This window comes from Streptomyces sp. NPDC086519, assembly GCF_040686075.1.
Taxonomy (GTDB): Bacteria; Actinomycetota; Actinomycetes; order Streptomycetales; family Streptomycetaceae; genus Streptomyces; species Streptomyces shenzhenensis.
Window position 1 is genome coordinate 199175 of record NZ_JBFBJL010000006.1, and the last position, 22098, is coordinate 221272.

Sequence of the window (22098 nt, forward strand, 5' to 3'; positions counted from 1 at the left end):
GGGGGAAGGACGTACGGTGCCGGTGGGAAGGTCGTACAGGATCGTCACTTTCGTGATCCGCCGCGCCCGCGCGGGCCGACCACAGACGTCCGCGAGCCGCTCCCCGCTATCCCGCACGCCATGTCTTCGTAACCGTTGGTTCAGACGGACTTGCGACGCTCAGCCAATGAAGCCCGCCGTGCCAGAGCCTTCGCCGCCCCCCGACGGGGTCACGGGAAACGGGGTCGTCCGGCTCCCACCCGCGCGTTCCGACGCGCCTGTGACGGCCCGGGCGCGGAAGAATGGGGTCATGAGTCAGCAGAACGCCCAGGCAGCCGAGGTCCCGCCCGCCCAGCCCTCCGTGGGCTCCATCGCCGCGCACCGGCCGCACACCGTGGCCGCCGCGGTCTCCGACCTGGAACCCGACATCGACGCCGACCTCGACGGGTACGAGGAGTCGCAGGCCGACGGGGGCCAGCTGCCCCAGGGGCGCTTCCTCGACCGGGAGCGCAGCTGGCTCGCGTTCAACGAGCGGGTGCTGGAACTCGCCGAGGACCCGAACACCCCGCTGCTGGAGCGAGCGAACTTCCTGGCGATCTTCGCGAGCAACCTGGACGAGTTCTTCATGGTCCGGGTGGCCGGCCTGAAGCGCCGGATAGCCACCGGTGTGGCCACCCGGTCCGCCTCCGGGCTACAGCCGCGCGAGGTGCTGGAGATGATCTGGGCCCGCTCCCGTGAGCTGATGGCCCGGCACGCCGCCTGCTACCACGAGGACGTCGCCCCCGCGCTCGCGGAGGAGGGCATCCACCTGGTCCGCTGGGCCGAGCTCACGGACAAGGAGCAGGCGCGGCTCTTCACGCTCTTCAGGCACCAGATCTTCCCGGTCCTGACCCCGCTGGCCGTCGACCCGGCGCACCCCTTCCCGTACATCTCCGGCCTCTCCCTGAACCTGGCCGTGGTGGTACGCAACCCGGTCAGCGGCCACAAGCACTTCGCCCGGGTCAAGGTGCCGCCGTCGCTGTCCCGCTTCCTGGAGAGCTCCCCGGGCCGGTACGTCCCGATCGAGGACGTCATCGCCGCCCACCTGGAGGAGCTGTTCCCGGGCATGGAGGTCGTGGAGCACCACGCCTTCCGGCTGACGAGGAACGAGGACCTGGAGGTCGAGGAGGACGACGCGGAGAACCTGCTCCAGGCCCTGGAGAAGGAGCTCATGCGGCGCCGCTTCGGGCCGCCGGTGCGCCTGGAGGTCGAGGAGTCCATCGACCGCGAGGTGCTCGACCTGCTGGTGCGCGAGCTGAAGATCGGCGAGGCCGAGGTCTACCCGCTGCCCGGACCGCTCGACCTGACCGGCCTGTTCCGCATCGCCGGCCTGGACCGGCCGGAGCTGAAGTACCGCAAGTTCATCGCCGGCACCCACCGGGACCTCGCCGAGGTGGAGTCCGCGTCCGCGCCCGACATCTTCGCCGCGCTGCGCGAGCGGGACGTGCTGCTGCACCACCCGTACGACAGCTTCTCCACCTCGGTACAGGCCTTCATCGAGCAGGCCGCCGAGGACCCGGACGTGCTGGCGATCAAGCAGACCCTGTACCGCACCTCCGGCGACTCCCCGATCGTCAACGCGCTCATCGACGCAGCCGAGGCCGGCAAGCAGGTCCTCGTCCTGGTCGAGATCAAGGCCCGCTTCGACGAGCACGCCAACATCAAGTGGGCCAAGCGCCTGGAAGAGGCCGGCTGCCATGTGGTGTACGGCCTGGTCGGTCTGAAGACCCACTGCAAGCTGTCCCTGGTGGTCCGCCAGGAGGGCGAGACGCTACGGCGTTACAGCCACGTCGGCACCGGCAACTACCACCCCAAGACCGCGCGCCTGTACGAGGACCTCGGCCTGCTCACCGCCGACCCGCAGGTGGGCGCCGACCTGTCCGACCTGTTCAACCGCCTCTCCGGCTACTCCCGCCGGGAGACGTACCGCCGCCTGCTGGTGGCCCCCAAGTCGCTGCGCGACGGACTGGTCGCGCGCATCGAGAAGGAAATCCAGCACCACAAGGCCGGGCGCCCCGCGTTCGTCCGCATCAAGGTCAACTCGATGGTCGACGAGGCGGTCATCGACGCCCTGTACCGCGCGTCCATGGCGGGCGTGCCGGTCGACGTCTGGGTGCGCGGCATCTGCGCGATACGGCCGGGCGTCACGGGCCTGTCGGAGAACATCCGGGTCCGCTCGGTCCTCGGCCGCTTCCTGGAGCACTCCCGGGTCTTCGCCTTCGGCAACGGCGGCGAGCCCGAGGTGTGGATAGGCAGCGCCGACATGATGCACCGCAACCTCGACCGGCGGATAGAGGCCCTGGTCCGGGTCACCGATCCGGCCCATCGAGCCGCGCTCAACCGGTTCCTCGAAAGCGGTATGTCCGACTCCACCTCCTCCTGGCACCTGGGCCCGGACGGCGAATGGACCCGGCACGCGACCGACGCCGACGGACAGCCGCTGCGCAACATCCAGGAGATGCTCATAGACGCCCGGAGGCGCCGGCGTGGCACAGCAACACCTTGAACCGACGGACCCGACGGCCCGGGTGTCCCCCGCTCTCGGCTCCGCACGAGCGGGAGGTGCCCCCACGGGTGACGCCCTCGCGGGCTACCTGCGCACCCAGGCCACGGAGTTCCTCCGCGCGCTGCGCCTGCACCGGGAGACCGGGACGGCGAGCGCGACGGCGGAGTCCGTCGACGCGGCCCGCGCGCTGCGCCGCTCCGCCCGGCGCATCAGCGGCAGCCTGCACACCTTCCGACCACTCCTCGACACCGACTGGTCCGAGGAGATCCGCCCCGAACTGGCCTGGCTGTCGGGCACGCTGGGCCTTGAGCACGCCTACGAGGGCAGACTGGAGCGCCTGTTGCTCGCGCTGCACCGCCTCTCCGGCTCCACGGCCCTGCCCGCCCAGGCCACCTCGGAGGCGGGGACCGAGCGCGGCAACCTCACCGTCGGCGCGGCCAAGGCGGGCGCCCTCCTGGACCGCCAGCTCACCCTCGCCCGCACCCGCGCCCACTCCACCGCCCTCCAGGCGCTCGGCTCCTCCCGCTTCCACGCGGTCGCCGACAAGGTCGCGGTGCTGGCCAGCGAGGTCCCGCTGACGGCCGCGGCGCCCACCACCGACCTGCGCCCGCAGGCGGCGGCGGCCGAGGAACGCCTCACCGACGCCATCGCCGCGCTCCCCCTGGTCACCGCGGGCCACCCCTACAACGCCGAGGCCCTGGTCCACGGCCTGTCGCCGGACCCGGCCCCGCACCCCCAGGACGGCCCCTGGCACCAGGTCCGCCTCCTGCTGCGCCTGCACCGCTACGCCCGCGAGGTGGTGTCCGGCGAGGGCGCGCCGGTGGACGTACGGCTGCTCGCGGCCGGCCAGGCCCTGAACCGGCACCGGGACGCCTCGGAAGCCGCCGCCGCGGCCGCCGCGGCGGCCCGCACCCCGCGCATCGCCCCCGCGACGGCCTACGCCCTCGGTGTCCTCCACGCCGACCAGCGGCACGAGGTGGAGGCGGCCCGGTTCGCGTTCCAGCAGGCGTGGCAGAAGCAGCCGGTGGAGGCAGTGTGAGCGACACCCCGGTGCAGGCGGCGGGCTGCGTCCTGTGGCGCCGCTCGCCCGTCGACGGCGACCTGGAGATCTGCCTCGTCCACCGCCCCAAGTACGACGACTGGTCGCACCCCAAGGGCAAGCTCAAGCGCGGCGAGGACGCGGGCACCGGCGCGCTGCGCGAGGTGGCCGAGGAGACCGGCTGCACAGCGGTCCTCGGCAGCGAGCTGTCCACCGTCCACTACTACGCCAACGGCCGCCCCAAGGACGTCCGTTACTGGGCCGGCGAGGCAGCGGAGGGCCACTTCACCCCGAACCACGAGGTGGACCGGATCCTGTGGCTCCGCCCACCGGACGCCCGCCGCCGCCTGACCCAGCCGAGAGACGCCGAACTGGTGGACGAGTTGCTGGCCGTGCTGCACAACACGCCGTAGGGAAGCGCCTCAGGGGGCGCAGCCTCCCAGGGGCGCGGGACTGCGTCGATCCGCGGCTCCGACGCGGGGCGCGACAAGCCCCCGCCGGCCCGCAGTCACCGCACGACCGCAACTCACCCCCCGGCCAGGTGCCCCTCCGCATCGGTCCGCGCCAGGCTTCTCGCTCTCCTCGCCGGCCCCCGCCACCCACAGGTGCACCGCGCGAAACAGAACCGCCCCTGTTCCACCGTGCTCGCATCGTGTCCCGTCCCTTGCAGGACCCGCCCGGAACCGTCTTCCTGCGCCACACCGACAACGTTACCCACGCTCGGCAAAGCCCAAGTATGCGTGACGGCCCCACCCACCCCTCGTTAAGCGGAACGACGCGGGACCCGTGACGGACGTACCGGCTGGGGGTAGGCAGGCGATGAAACGGCGGCAGCACTGGCGCGCTGGAAAGACGGCCGTCACCGTAGGACTCGTGGTCGGCCTCGGCGCATGCGCCACCGGCTGCGGCGGCGCCACGGCGGAGGGCGCCAGCGGCACCCCCGGCGACACCCCGGTCACCCTCCTGAAGCGCGCGGCGGACACCCTGCGCGCCACCGGCACCTCCCAGGCGACGACCTCGATGGAGATGGCCACCGGCGGCACCCGGGTCACCATCCGCGGCAGGGGCGTCTACGACTACGACCGGCAGCTCGGCAGGCTCACGATCGTCCTCCCGCAGGACCCGGCCGGCGCCTCCGAGCACCGCCCGATCACCGAACTCCTCGCCCCGGGCGCGCTGTTCATGAAGAACCGGGGCGCCGGGGTGCCCGCCGACAAATGGGTCCGCGTGGAGACCGCGACCCTCTCCGACGGCAACCTGGTCACCGGCGGCGCGACCGACCCGTTCGCGGCGGCCGAGCTGCTGCGCGGCACGCGCTCGGCGACGTACGTGGGGAAGACCGAGCTCGCCGGGACCGAGGTCCGGCACTACCGCGGCACCGCCGACCTCGCGGCCGCCGCCCGCTCGGCGTCCGCCGCCAACAGGGCCGCCCTGGCGTCCGCGGCAAAAGGGTTCGCCACCGCCGAGGTCCCGTTCGACGTGTACCTCGACGACCAGGGCCGGATCCGGAAGCTGCGGCAGCGGTTCAGCTTCGTCAACGACAGCGGCAAGAGCACGGTGGCGGTCGCCTCGACGACTCTGCTGTACGGGTTCGGCACTCCGGTGGACGTGAAGCTGCCGCGCCCCGCGGACATCTACGCGGGCCGGATCGCCGAGAACCAGCCGACGCACTAGTCAGGGAACCGCTCTGTCCAACCTGTGAACTAGCCCGTCCGTGCCATGCGCGTTGAGTAGACCGCTGCCTACTCTAGAGAGTCGGTGACGGCAGAGAAGAGGTGATGCACGTGGCTCCGGTCGGCGGTACGGCAGTTCAGGACCACGTGGCCCTCGCCGAGATCGAGCTGTGCGGAGAGCTGATCATCGCGGCGTCGGCCGCCGAGGACCGGCTCAGTCTGGAGAGCATCGACGAGGTGCTGCGCGTGGGCGAGGAGGGCGACGCCCGCTGATTCAGGCCAGGCCGGGCCGGGCCGGGCCCGGTCAGGTCCGCAGCAGGCGGGCGATGGCCTGGGTGGCCTCCTCGACCTTCGCGTCGATCTCCGAGCCGCCCTTGTCGGCCCCCTGGGCGGAACTCTCGACGGCCGCCGTGGCGACGCAGTGCCGCAGGTGCTCCTCGAGCAGTTGCAGGGCGAAGGACTGCAGGGCCTTGGTGGAGGCGGAGACCTGGGTGAGTATGTCGATGCAGTAGGTGTCCTCGTCGACCATGCGCTGCAAACCCCGGATCTGGCCCTCGATCCGGCGCAGCCGCTTGAGGTGCTCGTCCTTCTGCTTGTGGTAGCCGTGCGTGGTCGGCGTCGGCGCTCCGCTTCCGGAGGGTGTCGTGGCGCCGGCCTCGGTGGTCGTCATCGCGTCCTCCGTAGCGTCGATACATATACCCCTGGTGGGTATATGGTAACGAACTTTGCTGGGTATAGGGCCCTCGGGACGCCCCCGTGATGATCGCCAAGCCCCATGGGCGAGACTGGAGGGCGGCCCATTAGCCGTGGCCGGATGATGCGCTTAGCATCACCCTGACCGAAACCCATGCATACCGAGGACCCCAAGTGCGCTTTCGTCTGACCCCCAGGGAGACGAGCTTCTATGACATGTTCGCCGCCTCCGCGGACAACATCGTCACGGGCTCGAAACTCCTGATGGAACTGCTCGGGGCGGACGCGTCTGCCCGGGCCGAGATCGCGGAGCGCATGCGGGCAGCGGAACACGCAGGTGACGACGCCACGCACGCGATCTTCCACCAGCTGAACTCCTCGTTCATCACGCCCTTCGACCGCGAGGACATCTACACCCTCGCGTCCTCCCTCGACGACATCATGGACTTCATGGAGGAGGCCGTCGACCTGGTCGTCCTCTACAACGTCGAGGAACTGCCGAAGGGCGTCGAACAGCAGATCGAGGTGTTGGCGCGGGCGGCCGACCTGACGGCCGAGGCGATGCCCCACCTGCGCACGCTGGACAACCTCACCGAGTACTGGATCGAGGTGAACCGCCTGGAGAACCAGGCGGACCAGATCCACCGCAAGCTTCTCGCCCACCTCTTCAACGGCAAGTACGACGCGATCGAGGTGCTGAAGCTCAAGCAGATCGTGGACGTCCTGGAAGAGGCGGCGGACGCGTTCGAGCACGTGGCGAACACGGTGGAGACCATCGCCGTCAAGGAGTCCTGACCCGTCGATGGACACCTTGGCGCTCGTCGTGACCATCGCGGTCGCGCTCTTCTTCACGTACACGAACGGTTTCCACGACTCGGCGAACGCGATCGCCACCTCGGTGTCCACCCGGGCGCTGACGCCGCGCGCGGCCCTCGCGATGGCGGCCGTGATGAACCTCGCGGGCGCCTTCCTGGGCTCCGGGGTCGCCAAGACGGTCAGTGAGGGCCTGATCGAGACCCCCAAGGGCTCCACGGGCATGGGCATCCTCTTCGCGGCGCTGGTCGGCGCGATCGTCTGGAACCTCGCCACGTGGTACTTCGGCCTGCCCTCGTCCTCCTCCCACGCGCTGTTCGGCGGCCTGGTGGGGGCGGCGCTGGCCGGCGGCACGACCGTCCTCTGGAACGGCGTCGTCGACAAGGTCATCATCCCGATGTTCCTGTCGCCGGTCGTCGGCCTGATCCTCGGCTACCTGGTCATGACGGCCATCATGTGGCTGTTCCGCAGGTCCAACCCGCACAAGACGAAGCGGGGCTTCCGTATCGCCCAGACCGTCTCGGCGGCCGGCATGGCCCTCGGCCACGGCCTTCAGGACGCCCAGAAGACGATGGGCGTGGTCGTCATGGCACTGGTGATTTCCGGCCATAAGACGTACGGGGACCCGATCCCGGCCTGGGTCAAGGTCGTCTGCGCTCTCATGCTCTCCCTCGGCACCTACGCCGGCGGCTGGCGCATCATGCGCACCCTCGGCCGCAAGATCATCGAACTCGACCCGCCGCAGGGCTTCGCGGCCGAGGCGACGGGCGCGTCGATCATGTTCACCACGGCGTACCTCTTCAAGGCGCCGATCTCCACCACCCACGTCATCACCTCGGCGATCATGGGCGTCGGCGCGACGAAGCGCGTGAACGCGGTCCGCTGGGGCGTGGCCAAGAACATCGTCCTGGGCTGGTTCATCACGATGCCGGCGGCGGCACTGGTGGCGGCGGCGGCGTTCGGCGTCGTGGACCTGGCCTTCCTGTAACCACTTCGCCCAGGTGAGCGCCCCGTAGACGGCGCAGCCCCGCCTGCTGGCACAGCTCCCGCCTGGGGGCGCAGCCCCCGCCTGACGGCGCAGCCCCCGCCTGGCGCACAGCTCCCGCCTGGCGGCGCAGCCGCCGTCTGGGGGCGCGGGGAACTGCGCGAGCAACCCCCACCCACCCGCAGCCGCCGGACAACAGGTCCCCCCAGATCCCCCCAGGTCCCCCGTCCTCGACGGGGAAACGCAAGTCGGGCCCGCCCCCGGGAGCCAGGGGCGGGCCCTTTTGCGTCCTCGCGGTGGCACCGCCATGCAGCACCGCGAGGGGTCAGGTCCGGCTCAGCCGAAGCGCCCCGAGATGTAGTCCTCGGTGGCCTGGACCGACGGGTTGGAGAAGATGCGCTCCGTGTCGTCGATCTCGATCAGCTTGCCGGGCTGGCCGACGGCGGCCAGGTTGAAGAACGCCGTGCGGTCGGAGACACGCGCCGCCTGCTGCATGTTGTGCGTCACGATGACGATCGTGAAGCGCTCCTTGAGCTCCCCGATCAGGTCCTCGATCGCCAGCGTCGAAATGGGGTCGAGAGCCGAGCAGGGCTCGTCCATGAGCAGCACCTTCGGCTCGACCGCGATCGCGCGGGCGATGCACAGCCGCTGCTGCTGACCACCGGAGAGGCCGGAACCCGGCTTGTTCAGGCGGTCCTTGACCTCGTTCCAGAGGTTCGCGCCCTTGAGCGACTTCTCGACGATGTCGGTCAGCTCGCTCTTCTTGTAGTTGCCGTTCAGCCGCAGCCCCGCGGCCACGTTGTCGAAGATCGACATCGTGGGGAAGGGGTTCGGGCGCTGGAACACCATGCCGACCTCGCGGCGCACCGCCACCGGGTCGATGTTGGCGCCGTACAGGTTCTCGTCGTCGAGGAGGACCTTGCCCTCGACACGGCCGCCGGGGGTGACCTCGTGCATGCGGTTGAGCGTGCGCAGGAACGTCGACTTGCCGCAGCCGGAGGGGCCGATGAACGCCGTGACGGTGCGCGGCTCTATGTTCATCGAGATGTCGTCGATGGCCTTGTGGGAGCCGTAGTAGGCGGAGAGCCCGCTCACGTCGATTCGCTTGGACATTACTTCTTCACTTCCAGGAGTCGGTCGCTGTCGGCCGGTCAGCGACCGGTCTTGGGGGCCTTCCAGCGGGCGATGCCGCGGGCCACCAGGTTCAGGATCATCACGAAGGCGATCAGCGTGAGCGAGGCCGCCCAGGCACGGTCGTACGCCGCGTTGGCACCGGCGCTGTTCGCGTACTGCTGGTAGATGAACAGCGGCAGCGACGACTGCGCACCCTCGAAGGGGTTGTTGTTGATGAACGGGTTGCCGAACACCAGCAGCAGCACCGGCGCGGTCTCACCCGCGATACGGGCGATGGCCAGCATGACACCGGTCGTGATACCGCCGATGGAGGTCGGCAGGACCACCTTCAGGATGGTGCGCCACTTGGGCACACCGAGCGCCAGGGACGCCTCGCGCAGCTCGTTCGGGACGAGCTTGAGCATCTCCTCGGTGGAGCGGACGACCACCGGCATCATCAGGATGGCCAGGGCCAGCGATCCCGCGAAGCCGAAGGGCTGCATGTCGAAGATCAGCATGAGGCTGAGGATGAACAGACCCGCGACGATCGACGGGATACCGGTCATCACGTCCACGAAGAAGGTGACGGACTTGGCGAGGCGACCGCGCCCGTACTCGACGAGGTAGACCGCGGTGAGGATGCCGATCGGTGCGCCGATCAGGGTGGCGAGGCCGACCTGCTCCAGGGAGCCGATGATGGCCGCGTAGGCACCACCACCGGGCTGGGAGTCGGCGACGACGCCCATGGAGTGGGAGAGGAAGTAGACGTCCAGGACCTTCACGCCGCGCGAGACGGTCACCCAGATCAGGGAGACCAGCGGGACGACGGCGACGACGAAGGCGACCCATACCAGGGAGGTGGCGACCCGGTCCCTGGCCTGGCGGCGGCCCTCCACGCGGGCGGCGATGCCGTAGGTGCCGAGGACGTAGAGCAGGCCGGCGATCAGGCCCCACTGGATCTTGCTGTCCAGGCCGGCGACGAGGCCGATGAGCACACCGAGGACGATGGACCCGCCGACAATGGCGAAGGGGGACCACTTCGGGAGGCTGGCACCGCGCAGGGTGCTGGCGCGCCGGTCGACTGCTGCGGTGCTCATGCGTTGGCCCCCGAGTACTCTGCGCGGCGGGCGATGATCACGCGGGCCGCGCCGTTGACCAGCAGGGTGATGACGAAGAGGACCAGACCGGAGGCGATGAGCGCGTCACGGCCGTCGGAGGTCGCCTCGCCGAACTTGCTGGCGATGTTCTGGGCGAAGGTGCCGCCGCCCGGGTTGAGCAGGCTGGCGTGGATGTCGAAGTCCGGGGAGAGCACGGTGGCGACGGCCATCGTCTCGCCGAGCGCGCGGCCGAGGCCGAGCATCGAGGCGGAGATCACGCCGGAGCGTCCGAAGGGGATCACCGCCATGCGGACGACCTCCCAGCGGGTGGCGCCGAGGGCCAGGGCGGCCTCTTCGTGCATCCGCGGGACCTGGCGGAAGACCTCGCGGCTCACGTTGGTGATGACCGGCAGGATCATGATCGCGAGCAGGATGGAGACGGTCAGGATCGAGCGCGGGGCGCCGCCGTCCCAGGAGAAGATCCCGGTCCAGCCGAAGTAGCTGTTCAGCCAGCCGAACAGGCCGGTCATGTGGGGTACGAGGACCAGGCCGCCCCACAGGCCGTACACGATGGACGGCACGGCGGCGAGCAGGTCGATCACGAACGCGACGGGGCCGGCCAGGCGGCGCGGCGCGTAGTGCGTGATGAACAGCGCGATCGCGACCGCGATCGGGACCGCGACGGCCATGGCGATGATCGAGGAGACGATCGTGCCGAAGGCGAGCACCGCGATGCCGAAGCTCGGCGGGATGAGGTTGGTGTTCCACTCGAAGGTGGTGAGGAAGTTGCTGTGGTCGCGGTTGATCGCGAGGGCGGCCCGGTAGGTGAGGAAGACCGCGATCGCGGCCATGACCACCAGGAGCAGGATGCCGGAACCACGGGAGAGACCGAGGAAGACTCGGTCACCGACCCGGGTGGCGCCGCGCGCGTTGCGCTTCTGCTCGGCCACGGAGGGGTGCGGGGGCGGAGGAGGAGAGGCGTCTGCTGTCTGCGTCGATATGTCCATCGGGTTCTCCGGTCTGCGGAGTCGCCTGGGGGCGGCTCGGAGGAGCCGTACGCCCCACACGTAAGGGAGTACGACTCCGGGCGGCGGTGCACCGGACGGTGCGGCCGGGTTCCGTCCGGAACTCGGCCGCACTCACGGATCTTTAGCTCAGGCCCTCGATGGTGGTGCGGACCTTCGCGATGATCTCGTCGGGAACGGGGGCGTAGTTGATCGTGGAGAGGATCTTCTGGCCGTCCTCGGAGGCGATGTAGCGCAGGAACGCCTTGGTCGCCGGGAGGGTGTCGGCCTTGTTGCCCTTGTCACAGACGATCTCGTAGGTCACCAGGGTCATCGGGTACGCGCCCTCGGCCTTGGTGTTGTAGTCGAGCTTCAGCGACAGGTCCTTTCCGGTGCCGACGACCTTGGCGGCCGCGATGTCGGCGGTGGCGGACTCGGTGGACGGGGCGACCGGCTTGCTGGCGCCCGTGTCGACCGAGACGGCCTTGATGCCGTCCGCGACGTAGGAGAGCTCGAAGTAGCCGATGGCGCCCGAGGTCTGCTTGACCTGCTGCGCGACGCCCGCGGACTGCGGAGCGGACTGGCCGCCCTTCGCCTGCCAGGCCTTGCCGCCCGAGTACTTCCAGTTGGACGGGGTGGCGGCGATCAGGTACTTGGTGAAGTTGTCCGTCGTACCCGACTCGTCCGAGCGGTGGAACGCCTGGATCTTCAGGTTCGGGAGCTTCGCGGTGGGGTTCAGCTTCTTGATCGCCGCGTCGTTCCAGTTGGTGATCTTGCTGTCGAAGATCTTGGCGATCGTCGGCGCGTCCAGGACCAGGCTGTCGACACCCGGGACGTTGTAGCCGAGGGCGATCGGGCCGCCGACCATCGGGAGGTCGATGCCCTGGCCGCCGGAGCAGACCTTCTTGGAGGCGGTGACCTCTTCCGGCTTGAGCGCGGAGTCGGAACCGGCGAAGGCGACCTGACCCTGCGTGAAGGCGGTCACACCGGCACCGGAGCCGGAGCCCTTGTAGTTGATCTGGACACCACAGGCCTGCGAGAAGTTCTTCACCCAGGCGTCGATCGCGTTCTTCTGCGCGGAGGAGCCGTCGGCGAGCAGCTGACCCTTGGCGTTGTCGCACTTGATGGAGCTGGCGTTGGCGGAGGCCGAGGACGTGCTCGAACCGCTGCCGCCACCGTTGTCGTCGGAGCCGCACGCCGTAAGGGCCAGGGCGCCGGAGACGGCGACAGCACCGAGAGACAGGGCGCGCAGCCGGTTCTTGCGCTGAAGCTTCACTTTCGGGAGTTCCTTCCAGAGGCGCCACCTTCGGCGGCGTGCGAAGTAGGTGGTGGGCAAGGACCTCCTGCATGGGCATTCATGGCCGCTCACCGCACCCGGTACGGCCGAAATTAGGCAGAACAGGTGAAGCCGCCGATGGCCATAGGTGAACGGGGGGTGAACCCCTGCCGTCAACCCGGTTAGGTCACGGAATGCTCACGGTGAGAGCACATGCCGGTTCCAACGGGCGGGTTGGGCGAACAAGTCTTCGGCGTTCGCCATCACAGCCGTTACGACGTCACAGCGTTCGTTACACCGCACGGGAACCCGTGTGCGACCAACGCCGTCTCGTCCCACGACAGCCGACGAAAGGCACGGGCATGGAACGGCGTTCCTTCATATCGGGCGGAGCGGCCGCCCTCGCGGCGACCGCACTGGCGGGGTGCAGCACCGGCGGCACCACCGCGACCCACACGACCGGGGCGCCACTCGCGACAACATCCTCTCGTACGGCACTGAAGACCACCAGCGCAGCGGCCGCGGCCAACTGGACGGCCCTGGCGCACGCCCTGGACGGCACCCTGGTCCGCCCCGGCGAGGCCTCCTGGACGACGGCCCACCAGCTCTACAACACCCGCTTCGACGGCCTGAAGCCGGCGGCGGTCGCGTACGTGGCCCACGCCGACGACATCCGCACCACGCTGTCGTACGCCCAGGCCCACTCCCTGAAGGTCTCGATCCGCAACGGCGGCCACTCCTACGCGGGCTACTCCTCCGGCGACGGCCGTCTGATCGTCGACGTCTCGAAGCTGAACCGCATCCGCGTCAGCGGCGGCACGGCGGTCGTCGGCGCCGGCTCCAAACTGATCGACGTCTACCGGGCCCTGGCGGCCAAGGGCGTGACCATACCGGCAGGCTCCTGCCCCACCGTCGGTGTCTCCGGCCTGGTCCTCGGCGGCGGCCACGGGGTCGCGTCCCGCGCGTACGGCCTGACCTGCGACAGCCTCACCCGCGCGACGCTCATCACCGCCGACGGCACGCAGGTGACCGCTGACGCGAGCACCAACGCGGATCTCTTCTGGGCACTGCGCGGCGCCGGCAACGGCAACTTCGGCGTCGTGACGGAGCTGCAGTTCAAGACCCACCCGACCCCGCAGGGGGTGACGGCGTACCTGACCTGGCCGTGGGCCAAGGCGGCGCAGGTCCTCAAGGCCTGGCAGGAGTGGGGCCCCGCCCAGCCGGACGAGATCTGGTCCTCCCTGCACCTGGAGAACTCGGGCAGCGGCCCGCGCGTCTCGGTCGCCTGCTTCTCGATGGGCACGTACGGCGAGTTGCAGAACGCCGTGGACGCCCTCGCCCACAAGGCGGGCGCCAACGCCTCCTCCGTCTCGCTGCGCCGCCACGGCTACGAGGAGGTGATGGAGATCTACGCCGGCTGCTCCTCCTTCTCCACCGACGCCCAGTGCCACCTGCCCGGCTCCACGCCGGGCCGCTCCCCCCAGGGCAGACTCGGCCGTGAGACGTACACGGCCCGCTCCGACTTCTTCGACCGCTCGCTCTCGGCGGCCGGCATCCAGACGGCGCTGCGGCAGATCGCCGCCGTCCGGGGCGGCGCGGGCAGCATCGCGTTCACGGCGCTGGGCGGAGCGGTGAACAGGGTCGCGCCGACGGCGACGGCGTTCGTGCACCGGCGGTCGCGGATGCTGGCGCAGTACATCGTGTCCTGGGGGGCGGGTTCCTCCGGCAGCACGGGGCAGTCCTGGCTGAACGCGGCGCACGCCGCGATGCGGCCGTACGCCTCCGGCGCGGCCTACCAGAACTACACGGACCCGACGCTGACCGGCTGGAAGAAGGCGTACTACGGCGACGCCGTGACGAAGCTGGGCAAGGTGAAGAAGCAGTACGACCCGGAGAGGTTCTTCTCGTACGCGCAGGGGTTGTAGAGATCGTTCGGCTGCGGGTGGGTGGGGGCTGGTCGCGCAGTTCCCCGCGCCCCTTGCGGGGCGCTGCATTCGCGTCAGTTTCCTAGCTGCGGGCAGTCGTGCCTCCCCCAGTGCCTCAAGGGCCTGGGAGGTTCCCCCAGGGCGATGGGGGTCCCCCCGCGCGAGCGAAGCCGAGCGTGGGGGAGGGTGGGCGCGGCGACACCCCCGCCTACGCCGCCAGGTCCCGTTCCTCCGACTCCAGCGACGCCCGGCCCCCCGGCACCAGTCCGACCCGCGCCGACCGCCTCCGCACGATCCACCCCACCCGCGGCGACCCCTCCACCGCCTTCATCAGCGGCGTCAGCAAGGCCGTGGCCAGCGGAGACAGCAGCAGCACGACCGCCGTACCGAGGGCGAAGCCCCCGACCACGTCCGTCGGGTAGTGGACCCCCATGTAGACCCGGCAGAACCCTTCCGCCAGAGCCAGCGCTATCCCCGCGGCCCCGAACCTCCGGTTGGCGACGAACAGCCCGGCCCCCAGCGCCATGGTGATCGTCGCGTGGTCGCTCACGAAGGAGTAGTCGGTCTTGCCGGAGACCAGGACGTCGAGCCCCTGGTGGGTGAGGAACGGCCGGGGCCGCTCGACGAAACCGCGGATGGGAACGTTCACGAGGACGGCGATCGCGGCGGCGAGCGGCGCCCAGACCAGCGCGGCCATGGTGGCCGGCACGTCCTCGTCGCCCCGGCGCCGCACGGACCACCAGCACCACACCACCAGCAGCACCATCGCGACCAGCAGCCCGTACTCCCCGACGAACTCCATGGCCCGGTCGAACCAGTGCGGCGCGTCCTTGGCCAGGCCGTTGATGTCGTAGAGCAGGTCGACGTCGGGGTTCGATCCGGATTCGGCGATTACAGCCATCGTGCTGTGGCCCCTTCGTCGTCGTTCCGGGACGCACCTGGTGTGCGTCGCTCGCTGCCACCCCCGTGGTCGGCTACGTCAACAGGAACGCACGGCCCACACCACTGCGTTCCAGGTTCCACCGAATGATCACGCAGACGTTATCGAAGAGAGACACGAAGCCCCAGCTCAGGGGGTAGGTCATACGCTCCGTTCACACCGTCGTGGGGAGTGCTTTCGCGCCATCCTCGGTGACGCGGGTGGCCCCGAAGTAGTCGGCCGAGTCGATGGGGTCGAAACGGATCACGGCCCCGGTGTAGGGCGCGTCGATCATGTATCCGCCGCCGACGTAGATCCCCACGTGGTGGATGGCGCGGGAGTTCGAGAGGTCGGTGGAGAAGAAGACGAGATCGCCGGGGAGCAGTTCGTTGCGCGAGGGATGCGGCCCCGCGTTGTACTGGTCGTTGGCGACTCGCGGCAGTGTGATCCCGACATGGGCGTACGCCGCCTTGGTCAGCCCGGAGCAGTCGAAGCGGCCGCCGTCCGCGGCGGTGCCGTTGCCTCCCCAGAGATAGGGGGTGCCGAGCTTGCTCTGGGCGTAGTTGATGGCCCCGGCGGCCTGCTTGGTCGGGGAGAGCCGGCTGACGGGCGCGGCGAAACTCTGCTCCAGCGTGGTGATCGTCTTGACGTAGTTCTGGGTCTCCTTGTACGGCGGCACCCCCTTGTACTTGATGACCGCGTACGCCCCCGCGTTGTAGGCGGCGAGCATGTTCTCGGAGACGTTCCCGGGAACGTCCTTGACGTACGAGGCGAGCTCGCAGTCGTAGGAGGCGGCCGACGGAATCGCGTCGTTCGGGTCCCAGACGTCCCGTACTCCGTCGCCGTTCCCGTCGATGCCGTGGGTGGCCCAGGTCCCCGGGATGAACTGAGCTATCCCCTGCGCGGCCGCCGGGCTCTGCGCCTTCGGGTTGAACCCGCTCTCCTGGTAGAGCTGTGCGGCGAGCAGGGCGGGGTTGAGGGCGGAGCAGAGGTTGCCCCATTTCTGCACGAGCGTGGAGTACGCGGCCGGTACGGCGCCCTTGGCCAGGGTCTTGCCGGCGCCGTCGACCCCGCCCAGCAGGTTCCCGGCGACGACGTACACGCCGATGACGAGCAGCATGACGAAGCTCAGCCCGAGCGCCGCCGCCGCGCCACCGATCACCCATACTTTCCGCACGCCCCAACCCTCCCCCATGTCAGGGCTGTTCAACGCCATTTCGGCGGAGAGTGGCGCTATTTCACAGGAAGACGGCGCACATGACGCCCCCTCAGACGGCCGTCTCAGCCGCCCGTGGCGTCCTTGTACAGCTCGGCGGCCTCCCGGCCGAGCACCACGCTGTAGGAGACGTCGGGGGTCGACCCGCCCTGCTCGTGCCCGCCCAGCACCCCGACCACCTCGTGGTCCCCGTTCACCCACGGGCTCCCGCTGGTTCCGCCCGTGAACTCGGGGCAGTCGATGCGCTGTTGGGTGGCGCTGTGGGCGACGGGCTTGTTGGTGCAGCTGACCGGCACCTCGCGGGAGTCGGGGTAGCCGGTGACGGTGACGGCGGTGGCGCCGGTGGCCACCCCGGCGGCGAACCGGTTGCTCCCGGTCACGTCCTCGACCCGCTTGCCGCCCAGCTCGTCCACGACGGCGAAGGCAATGTCACTGTCCTCGTCCTGCCCGTGGGCCCACCCGTCGGGCAGGTACCGCCTGCCCACCTTCCACACCCCGTACGGCGCCTGTCCGTCCCGGTAACCCGGCACGAACACCAGCCCGGTGGCATCCCCCTCCCCGTCGATGCAGTGCGCGGCGGTGATGATCAGGTCCCGCTGCGGGCTGTGGACGACGGAGGCGGTGCAGAAGTGGTTGCCGGACAGGCTCCCGGCCTTGTCGGCGCCGAACAGCGCCCCGGCCCGGGCGCTCTCGGCCGTGTCGCCGACCACCGCGGTCACTCCGAACGGCCCCGCCGCTTCGTCGGCGGCCGCGACGGAGGCCGACGTGGCGGCCAGCACGAGCACGGCGCAGAGCGCGACGCGTCGCAAGGTGACGGAGATGCGTGAGGTGCGCTTCATCAGCGCCCACTGTCTCCCACAAAGGTGAGAAACGGTTCCCGACTTCACTGAGATTTTCCTGGGAACCGCCCTTGCGGCCGACCGGCCTCACCGTGGAGAGGGAACGCGTCGGTCACGACGCCGACGCGGACCGGCTCGGGCGACGGCACGCTCGCGCCGTACTTCCCCGGCAGTACGCCCTGGCAGGCGCCGTCGGCGGGGCGGGTGTGCGGCGCACGGCTAGTCCCGGATCCCCAGGTCCGCCCTCATCAATGTCCGCATCGCCACCAGCCGGGGCTCCGCCCGCTTGATCTCGACGAGCAGGTGCTCGACGGTCTCCCCGTCCCGCGCGAGGCCGCGGTCGACGCGCTTGGCCGCCGCGTCCACCCCCGCGAGCACCTTGTTGAGCTCCCGCGACGCCTCCATGATCCGCAGCGGGACGATCATCTGGGCCGCCGCGTAGTGGTCGCGGTACTCCCTGCGGGAGTTCTCCAGACCGGTGCGGTCCTCCTCGGTGTAGACGCCGTCGCGAATGCGGTGCAGTGCGTCCTTGAGGAGCGTGTGGAACTGCTCGGAGGCGCGGTTCATGGCCGTGTACGCCGCTCGGCGTTCCTCGAACGATCGTCTGCGGTCGGCGAGTTCGGCCTCGGTGGCACGTTCGCGGGCGTTGAAGCGCTGCGGGAGCACCGCGCCGAGGAGAGCCCCGCCGAGGCCCGCGGCCGCGGTGATCGCAGTCGCTATCGCGTCGGACATGCGCGGACCCTATCTGCTGGGACACGCCGGCGCGATCGCCCGTGCCGACGAGGCGCTCGGCGCGGTCCTCGGCCTCTGGGACCAGCACCGCGTGTCAGCCGGCCCCGCGCTCAGAACGTCGTGGTCATCCCGCCGTCCACCGCGATCGTCTGCCCCGTGATGAAGGACGCCGCGTCGCCCGCCAGGAAGACGACGATGCCCGCGATCTCGGCCGGGCGGCCCCACCGGCCCAGTGCCGTCCGGGTGCGCAGCCACCTGCCCCACTCCGGGTCCTCGGCGAGCTCCGCGTTGACCTCCGTGGCGAAGGTGCCGGGGGCCACCGAGTTCACGGTCGTGCCGCTCGGGCCCAGGTCGGCGGCGAGCGCCCGGGTCAGGCCGTCGAGGCCCGCCTTCGCCGTGGCGTAGGCGACGTCCCCGATGCGGCCGAGCTGGCCGACGACGGACGAGACGTTGATGATGCGGCCCGGGACGCCTCGCGCGGCCAGCCCCCGGGCGACCGTCTGGCTCAGCGCGTACGCCGACGTCAGGTGGACGTCGAGCAGCGCGGAGAGCTCGTCCGGGGTCATCTCCTCGACGCCCCTGCGGTCCCGGTGGCCCACGTTGTTGACGAGGATGTCGATCGCGCCGAGGGCGGTCACCGTCTCCTCGGCGGCCTCGCGGTCGGTGACGTCGAAGGCGGCGCCCGTCACGTCCAGGCCGTCGTCCTCACGCAGCCGGGAGACCACCTCCGCCAGCGCCGCCGCGTCCCGGCCGTTGAGGACGACCCGCGCGCCGGCGCCCGCCAGTCCCCGCGCCATCTCCAGGCCCAGCCCCCGCACGGAGCCGGTCACCAGGGCCGTACGGCCGTCGAGCGTGAAGTCCACGGTGCCGGCGCTCATCCGGCCACCTCCCGGAGAGCCGTCGTGTCGATCGTGTCCGCCCACGGTATCGGGGCGCCTCGACGGTTCCGCAGGGCCTCCGGTGGCCGGGTGCTCACCCAGGCATCCCGCCGTTCACGCGGCCTCGACGCCGAGCGGCCACCGCACCTGCGTCATCTCCTCCGACAGCGTCCACAGCCTGCGGGCCGCCGCCGGGTCGCTCGCCGCCGCGCTGCGGCCGACCAGGGTCGGCGCGCCCCGCATCTCGCCCAGGCCGTCCGGGCCGACGTAGCTCGCGCCCGGCAGGTCCTGGGTCGCGGCGAACAGGGTGGGGAGGGTGCCCGCGCGGTCGTCCTGGGCGACGAGACGGTTGCCGAACCGCATGCCCAGGCGGACCAGCGGGTTGGCGGTGTGGCTCTGCAGGTTGGTGGCCGCGTAGCCGGGGTGGGCGGCGAGGGCGCGGACCCGGGAGCCGGCCTCCGTCAGGCGGCGCTGGAGTTCCAGCACGAACAACAGGTTCGCCAGCTTGGACTGGGCGTAGGCGCGGGTCGGGGTGTAGGAGCCCTCCAGGTTCGGGTTGTCGAAGTGGATCACTCCGTCGCCGCTCCGGTGCAGGCCCGAGGAGACCGTCACCACGCGGTCCGTGACATACGGCAGCAGCAGGTTCGTCAGCGCGAAGTGGCCCAGGTGGTTGGTGCCGAACTGCATCTCGAAGCCGTCCTTGGTGCGCAGCTCCGGGAGCATCATCACGCCCGCGTTGTTGATCAGGAGGTCCAGCGGCCGGTCCCAGCCCGCGGCGAACTCCCGTACCGAGGACAGGTCGGCCAGGTCCAGGCGGCGGACCTCGGTGCTGCCGTTCACCCTGGCCGCGGCGGCCCGCCCGCGCTCCGGGTCCCGTACCGCGAGCACCACATGCGCGCCCGCCCCGGCCAGCGCGTCCGCGGCCGCGAAGCCGAGGCCGCTGTTGGCGCCGGTGACCACGGCCGTACGACCGGCAAGACCAGGCAGGTCGGAAACATTCCATGTGCGGTTCTTCTCAGCCATGCCACCAATGTAGACGTCGACAACAATGATGTCAACGGCAACAAAGCTGACGGCGACCACATCGAGCTACGATGGCATCCATGCCACAAAGCCGCCCCTACCACCACGGAGACCTGCGCGCCGCCCTGCTCACCCGCGCCGAGCGCACCCTGCGAGAGCGGGGCAGCGCCGCCTTGTCCCTGCGCGAACTGGCCCGCGACACCGGGGTGAGCCATGCCGCCCCCGGGCGGCACTTCAAGGACAAGCAGGCGCTGCTGGACGCCCTCGCGCTCAGCGGGTTCGAGCGCCTGAACCAGACGCTGGCCGCGGCGGACCTCCCGGACGCCGCCCTCGAACCGCGCCTGACCTCACTCGCCCGCGCCTACGTCACCTTCGCCGTCGCGAACCCCGAGCTGCTGGAGCTGATGTACTCCCGCAAGCACGACCCGGACATCGGCACCGAACTGGCCGCCGCCGCCGAGCTGTCCCTCGGCTCCTTCGTCCTGCTGGTGACCGACGCCCAGCGGCGCGGCGAGATCGTCCAGGGCGACCCGGAGACCGTCACCCTCACGGCCGCGGCCGGCATCCACGGCCTGGCCGCGCTGGCCACCAACGGCAGCCTCCGGCCGGAGGCGGTCCTGGCCGGCCTGGAGCGCCACATCCACCTCATGCTGTACGGCCTCAAGCCCCGCTGACGCAGGGCCGGTTCGGCCCTTCGGACGGCTCGGTACGCCCCGATCAACGCGCATTGAACCCCGCCCGCAACGGACTTCAGGTCAATCGAACCCCAACCTCCGGCCATCCGGCCCCCAATGATCAGTAAGCCCTTCCCGCCCTTCAGTAACGCGGAAGTCAGGATTCCGAAACCCACCTTGTTGTCGCGTACTCAACAAGGGGATGGTTCGTCGCGGGCCGCCGCCCCCACCGGCAACCACACCGGTGACCCCCCACCCGCAGGCCTCTGTCCCAACCCCTCCCAGGAGGCTGTACCTTGCGTACGACCACCCCCAACTCCCCCCACATACGCGGCAGATGGCGCCAGATCGGTTCGGCAGCCGCCGCCACCGCCGCGCTCCTCGTGGCCGGCTTCGGCACCGCGGCCCACGCCAGCGCGGCCACCACGGCCACCACCGCGACCCACAAGGTCAGCGCCAGGGCCGTCGCCGCCCAGGTCGCCAAGGCCCACGTCCGGTACGAGAAGGCCGGCTGCGGCGCCGCCCCGAAGAAGGGCTACGCCGCCTGCGACGCCCTCAGGGTCACCGGCGGCACCACCGCCTTCATGGAGAAGCAGGCCGCCCTCAAGGGCATCGCGCCGAAGACCGTCAAGCCGAACGCCGCCTCCGACTCCCCCACCGGATACGGCCCGGGCGACCTCCAGTCCGCCTACGGCCTGACGGACGCCGCCGCCTCCAACGGCTCGGGCGAGACCGTCGCCATCGTCGACGCCTACGACGACCCGAACGCCGAGGAAGACCTCGCGACCTACCGCTCGTACTACGGCCTGCCGGACTGCACCACGGCCAACGGCTGCTTCACGAAGGTCTCCCAGACCGGCTCCACCACCTCGCTGCCCTCCGCCGACAGCGGCTGGGCCGGCGAGGAGTCCCTCGACCTCGACATGGTCAGCGCGACCTGCCCGAACTGCAACATCCTGCTCGTCGAGGCCAAGTCCGCGTCCGACGCCAACCTGGGCACCGCCGTGAACGAGGCCGTCAAGCTGGGCGCCAAGTTCGTGTCGAACAGCTACGGCGGCTCCGAGTCCTCCTCGGACACGACGTACGACACCTCGTACTACAAGCACGCGGGCGTGGCCATCACCGCGAGCGCCGGCGACGAGGGCTACGGCGCCGAGTACCCGGCCGCCTCCCGGTACGTGACCGCCGTCGGCGGTACCGCCCTCACGACCGCCGCCAACAGCCGCGGCTGGACCGAGTCGGTGTGGAACACGTCGAGCACCGAGGGCACCGGCTCCGGCTGCTCCTCCTACGACGCCAAGCCCAGCTGGCAGACCGACACCAGCTGCACCAAGCGCATGATCTCCGACGTCTCCGCGGTCGCCGACCCGGCCACCGGCGTCTCCGTCTACGACTCCTACGGCTCCGACGGCACCGGCTGGAACACCTACGGCGGCACCAGCGCCTCCGCGCCGCTCATCGCCTCGGTCTACGCCCTGGCCGGCACCCCGGGCAGCAGCGACTACCCGGCCGAGTACCCGTACGCCGCGGCCGGCACCTCCGCCCTCAACGACGTGACGAGCGGCAGCAACGGCACCTGCTCCACCTCGTACTTCTGCACCGCCGAGTCGGGCTACGACGGCCCGACCGGCTGGGGCACCCCCGAGGGGACCGACGCCTTCACCGGTTGAGGCCC

21 protein-coding genes are annotated in these 22098 nt (G+C 70.5%); 10 read left to right on the forward strand and 11 right to left on the reverse strand.

The window, feature by feature from the left end:
- Positions 1–166: 166 nt before the first annotated feature.
- The 5 genes from AB0P24_RS08890 (at position 167) to AB0P24_RS08910 (ending at position 5509) form a co-directional block, all read left to right on the forward strand.
- The gene (locus AB0P24_RS08890) at positions 167–2524 is read left to right on the forward strand and encodes an RNA degradosome polyphosphate kinase (RefSeq protein ID WP_365791660.1); all 2358 of its coding nucleotides are present in this window, start codon (positions 167–169) and stop codon (positions 2522–2524) included.
- Positions 2505–3563 (forward strand): CHAD domain-containing protein, encoded by a 1059-nt coding sequence (locus tag AB0P24_RS08895; protein WP_365791662.1) that lies wholly within the window; start codon positions 2505–2507, stop codon positions 3561–3563. The genes AB0P24_RS08890 and AB0P24_RS08895 overlap by 20 nt, the downstream gene beginning before the upstream one ends.
- Positions 3560–3976: an NUDIX hydrolase gene (locus tag AB0P24_RS08900; protein ID WP_365791664.1), complete on the forward strand. Its 417-nt coding sequence runs from the start codon at positions 3560–3562 to the stop codon at positions 3974–3976. The genes AB0P24_RS08895 and AB0P24_RS08900 overlap by 4 nt, the downstream gene beginning before the upstream one ends.
- Positions 3977–4382: 406 nt before the next feature.
- On the forward strand, positions 4383–5237 hold the full coding sequence (locus AB0P24_RS08905) for a hypothetical protein (RefSeq protein WP_365791666.1): 855 nt from the start codon (positions 4383–4385) through the stop codon (positions 5235–5237).
- A 104-nt stretch (positions 5238–5341) separates the two neighbouring features.
- The gene (locus AB0P24_RS08910) at positions 5342–5509 is read left to right on the forward strand and encodes a hypothetical protein (RefSeq protein WP_365791668.1); all 168 of its coding nucleotides are present in this window, start codon (positions 5342–5344) and stop codon (positions 5507–5509) included.
- Positions 5510–5540: 31 nt separating this feature from the next.
- Here AB0P24_RS08910 and AB0P24_RS08915 read toward each other — a convergent pair whose 3' ends face one another.
- Positions 5541–5906, reverse strand: a complete 366-nt coding sequence (locus AB0P24_RS08915; protein ID WP_365791670.1) for a metal-sensitive transcriptional regulator — start codon at positions 5904–5906, stop codon at positions 5541–5543.
- Between the two features lie 197 nt (positions 5907–6103).
- On the opposite strand from AB0P24_RS08915, the gene AB0P24_RS08920 reads away from it, so the two are divergent.
- Both AB0P24_RS08920 and AB0P24_RS08925 read left to right on the forward strand, forming a co-directional pair.
- On the forward strand, positions 6104–6724 hold the full coding sequence (locus AB0P24_RS08920; RefSeq protein ID WP_132892118.1) for a DUF47 family protein: 621 nt from the start codon (positions 6104–6106) through the stop codon (positions 6722–6724).
- 7 nt (positions 6725–6731) lie between these two features.
- The gene (locus AB0P24_RS08925) at positions 6732–7730 is read left to right on the forward strand and encodes an inorganic phosphate transporter (protein WP_365791672.1); all 999 of its coding nucleotides are present in this window, start codon (positions 6732–6734) and stop codon (positions 7728–7730) included.
- Between the two features lie 333 nt (positions 7731–8063).
- Here AB0P24_RS08925 and pstB read toward each other — a convergent pair whose 3' ends face one another.
- The 4 genes from pstB to pstS form a co-directional block, all read right to left on the reverse strand.
- Complete coding sequence (gene pstB, locus AB0P24_RS08930; protein WP_365791674.1) at positions 8064–8840, reverse strand: phosphate ABC transporter ATP-binding protein PstB; 777 nt, start codon at positions 8838–8840, stop codon at positions 8064–8066.
- Positions 8841–8878: 38 nt separating this feature from the next.
- Complete coding sequence (gene pstA / locus AB0P24_RS08935; RefSeq protein WP_365791676.1) at positions 8879–9937, reverse strand: phosphate ABC transporter permease PstA; 1059 nt, start codon at positions 9935–9937, stop codon at positions 8879–8881.
- Positions 9934–10944, reverse strand: coding sequence for a phosphate ABC transporter permease subunit PstC (pstC, locus tag AB0P24_RS08940; protein WP_365791678.1), 1011 nt, complete (start codon positions 10942–10944; stop codon positions 9934–9936). The genes pstA and pstC overlap by 4 nt, the downstream gene beginning before the upstream one ends.
- A 142-nt stretch (positions 10945–11086) precedes the next feature.
- The gene (pstS, locus tag AB0P24_RS08945; RefSeq protein ID WP_365791680.1) at positions 11087–12217 is read right to left on the reverse strand and encodes a phosphate ABC transporter substrate-binding protein PstS; all 1131 of its coding nucleotides are present in this window, start codon (positions 12215–12217) and stop codon (positions 11087–11089) included.
- Between the two features lie 362 nt (positions 12218–12579).
- Here pstS and AB0P24_RS08950 point away from each other — a divergent pair, with 362 nt between their 5' ends.
- A complete protein-coding gene (locus AB0P24_RS08950) occupies positions 12580–14142 on the forward strand; it encodes an FAD-binding oxidoreductase (RefSeq protein WP_365791681.1) in 1563 nt (520 codons plus the stop codon).
- A gap of 208 nt (positions 14143–14350) precedes the next feature.
- Here the strand turns inward: AB0P24_RS08950 and AB0P24_RS08955 are convergent, their stop codons facing one another.
- From AB0P24_RS08955 to AB0P24_RS08980, 6 genes are all read right to left on the reverse strand, one after another.
- The gene (locus tag AB0P24_RS08955) at positions 14351–15043 is read right to left on the reverse strand and encodes a phosphatase PAP2 family protein (RefSeq protein ID WP_365791682.1); all 693 of its coding nucleotides are present in this window, start codon (positions 15041–15043) and stop codon (positions 14351–14353) included.
- A 193-nt stretch (positions 15044–15236) separates the two neighbouring features.
- Complete coding sequence (locus AB0P24_RS08960; RefSeq protein WP_365791684.1) at positions 15237–16256, reverse strand: bifunctional lytic transglycosylase/C40 family peptidase; 1020 nt, start codon at positions 16254–16256, stop codon at positions 15237–15239.
- An 86-nt stretch (positions 16257–16342) separates the two neighbouring features.
- A complete protein-coding gene (locus AB0P24_RS08965; protein ID WP_365791686.1) occupies positions 16343–17116 on the reverse strand; it encodes a trypsin-like peptidase domain-containing protein in 774 nt (257 codons plus the stop codon).
- 219 nt (positions 17117–17335) lie between these two features.
- Positions 17336–17848, reverse strand: coding sequence for a hypothetical protein (locus tag AB0P24_RS08970; protein WP_365791688.1), 513 nt, complete (start codon positions 17846–17848; stop codon positions 17336–17338).
- 110 nt (positions 17849–17958) lie between these two features.
- A complete protein-coding gene (locus tag AB0P24_RS08975; RefSeq protein WP_365791690.1) occupies positions 17959–18726 on the reverse strand; it encodes an SDR family oxidoreductase in 768 nt (255 codons plus the stop codon).
- 114 nt (positions 18727–18840) lie between these two features.
- Positions 18841–19749, reverse strand: a complete 909-nt coding sequence (locus AB0P24_RS08980; protein WP_365791692.1) for an oxidoreductase — start codon at positions 19747–19749, stop codon at positions 18841–18843.
- 71 nt (positions 19750–19820) lie between these two features.
- On the opposite strand from AB0P24_RS08980, the gene AB0P24_RS08985 reads away from it, so the two are divergent.
- Complete coding sequence (locus AB0P24_RS08985; protein WP_365791694.1) at positions 19821–20423, forward strand: TetR/AcrR family transcriptional regulator; 603 nt, start codon at positions 19821–19823, stop codon at positions 20421–20423.
- A gap of 296 nt (positions 20424–20719) precedes the next feature.
- On the forward strand, positions 20720–22093 hold the full coding sequence (locus AB0P24_RS08990) for a S53 family peptidase (RefSeq protein WP_365791696.1): 1374 nt from the start codon (positions 20720–20722) through the stop codon (positions 22091–22093).
- The last annotated feature ends 5 nt before the right edge of the window (positions 22094–22098 follow it).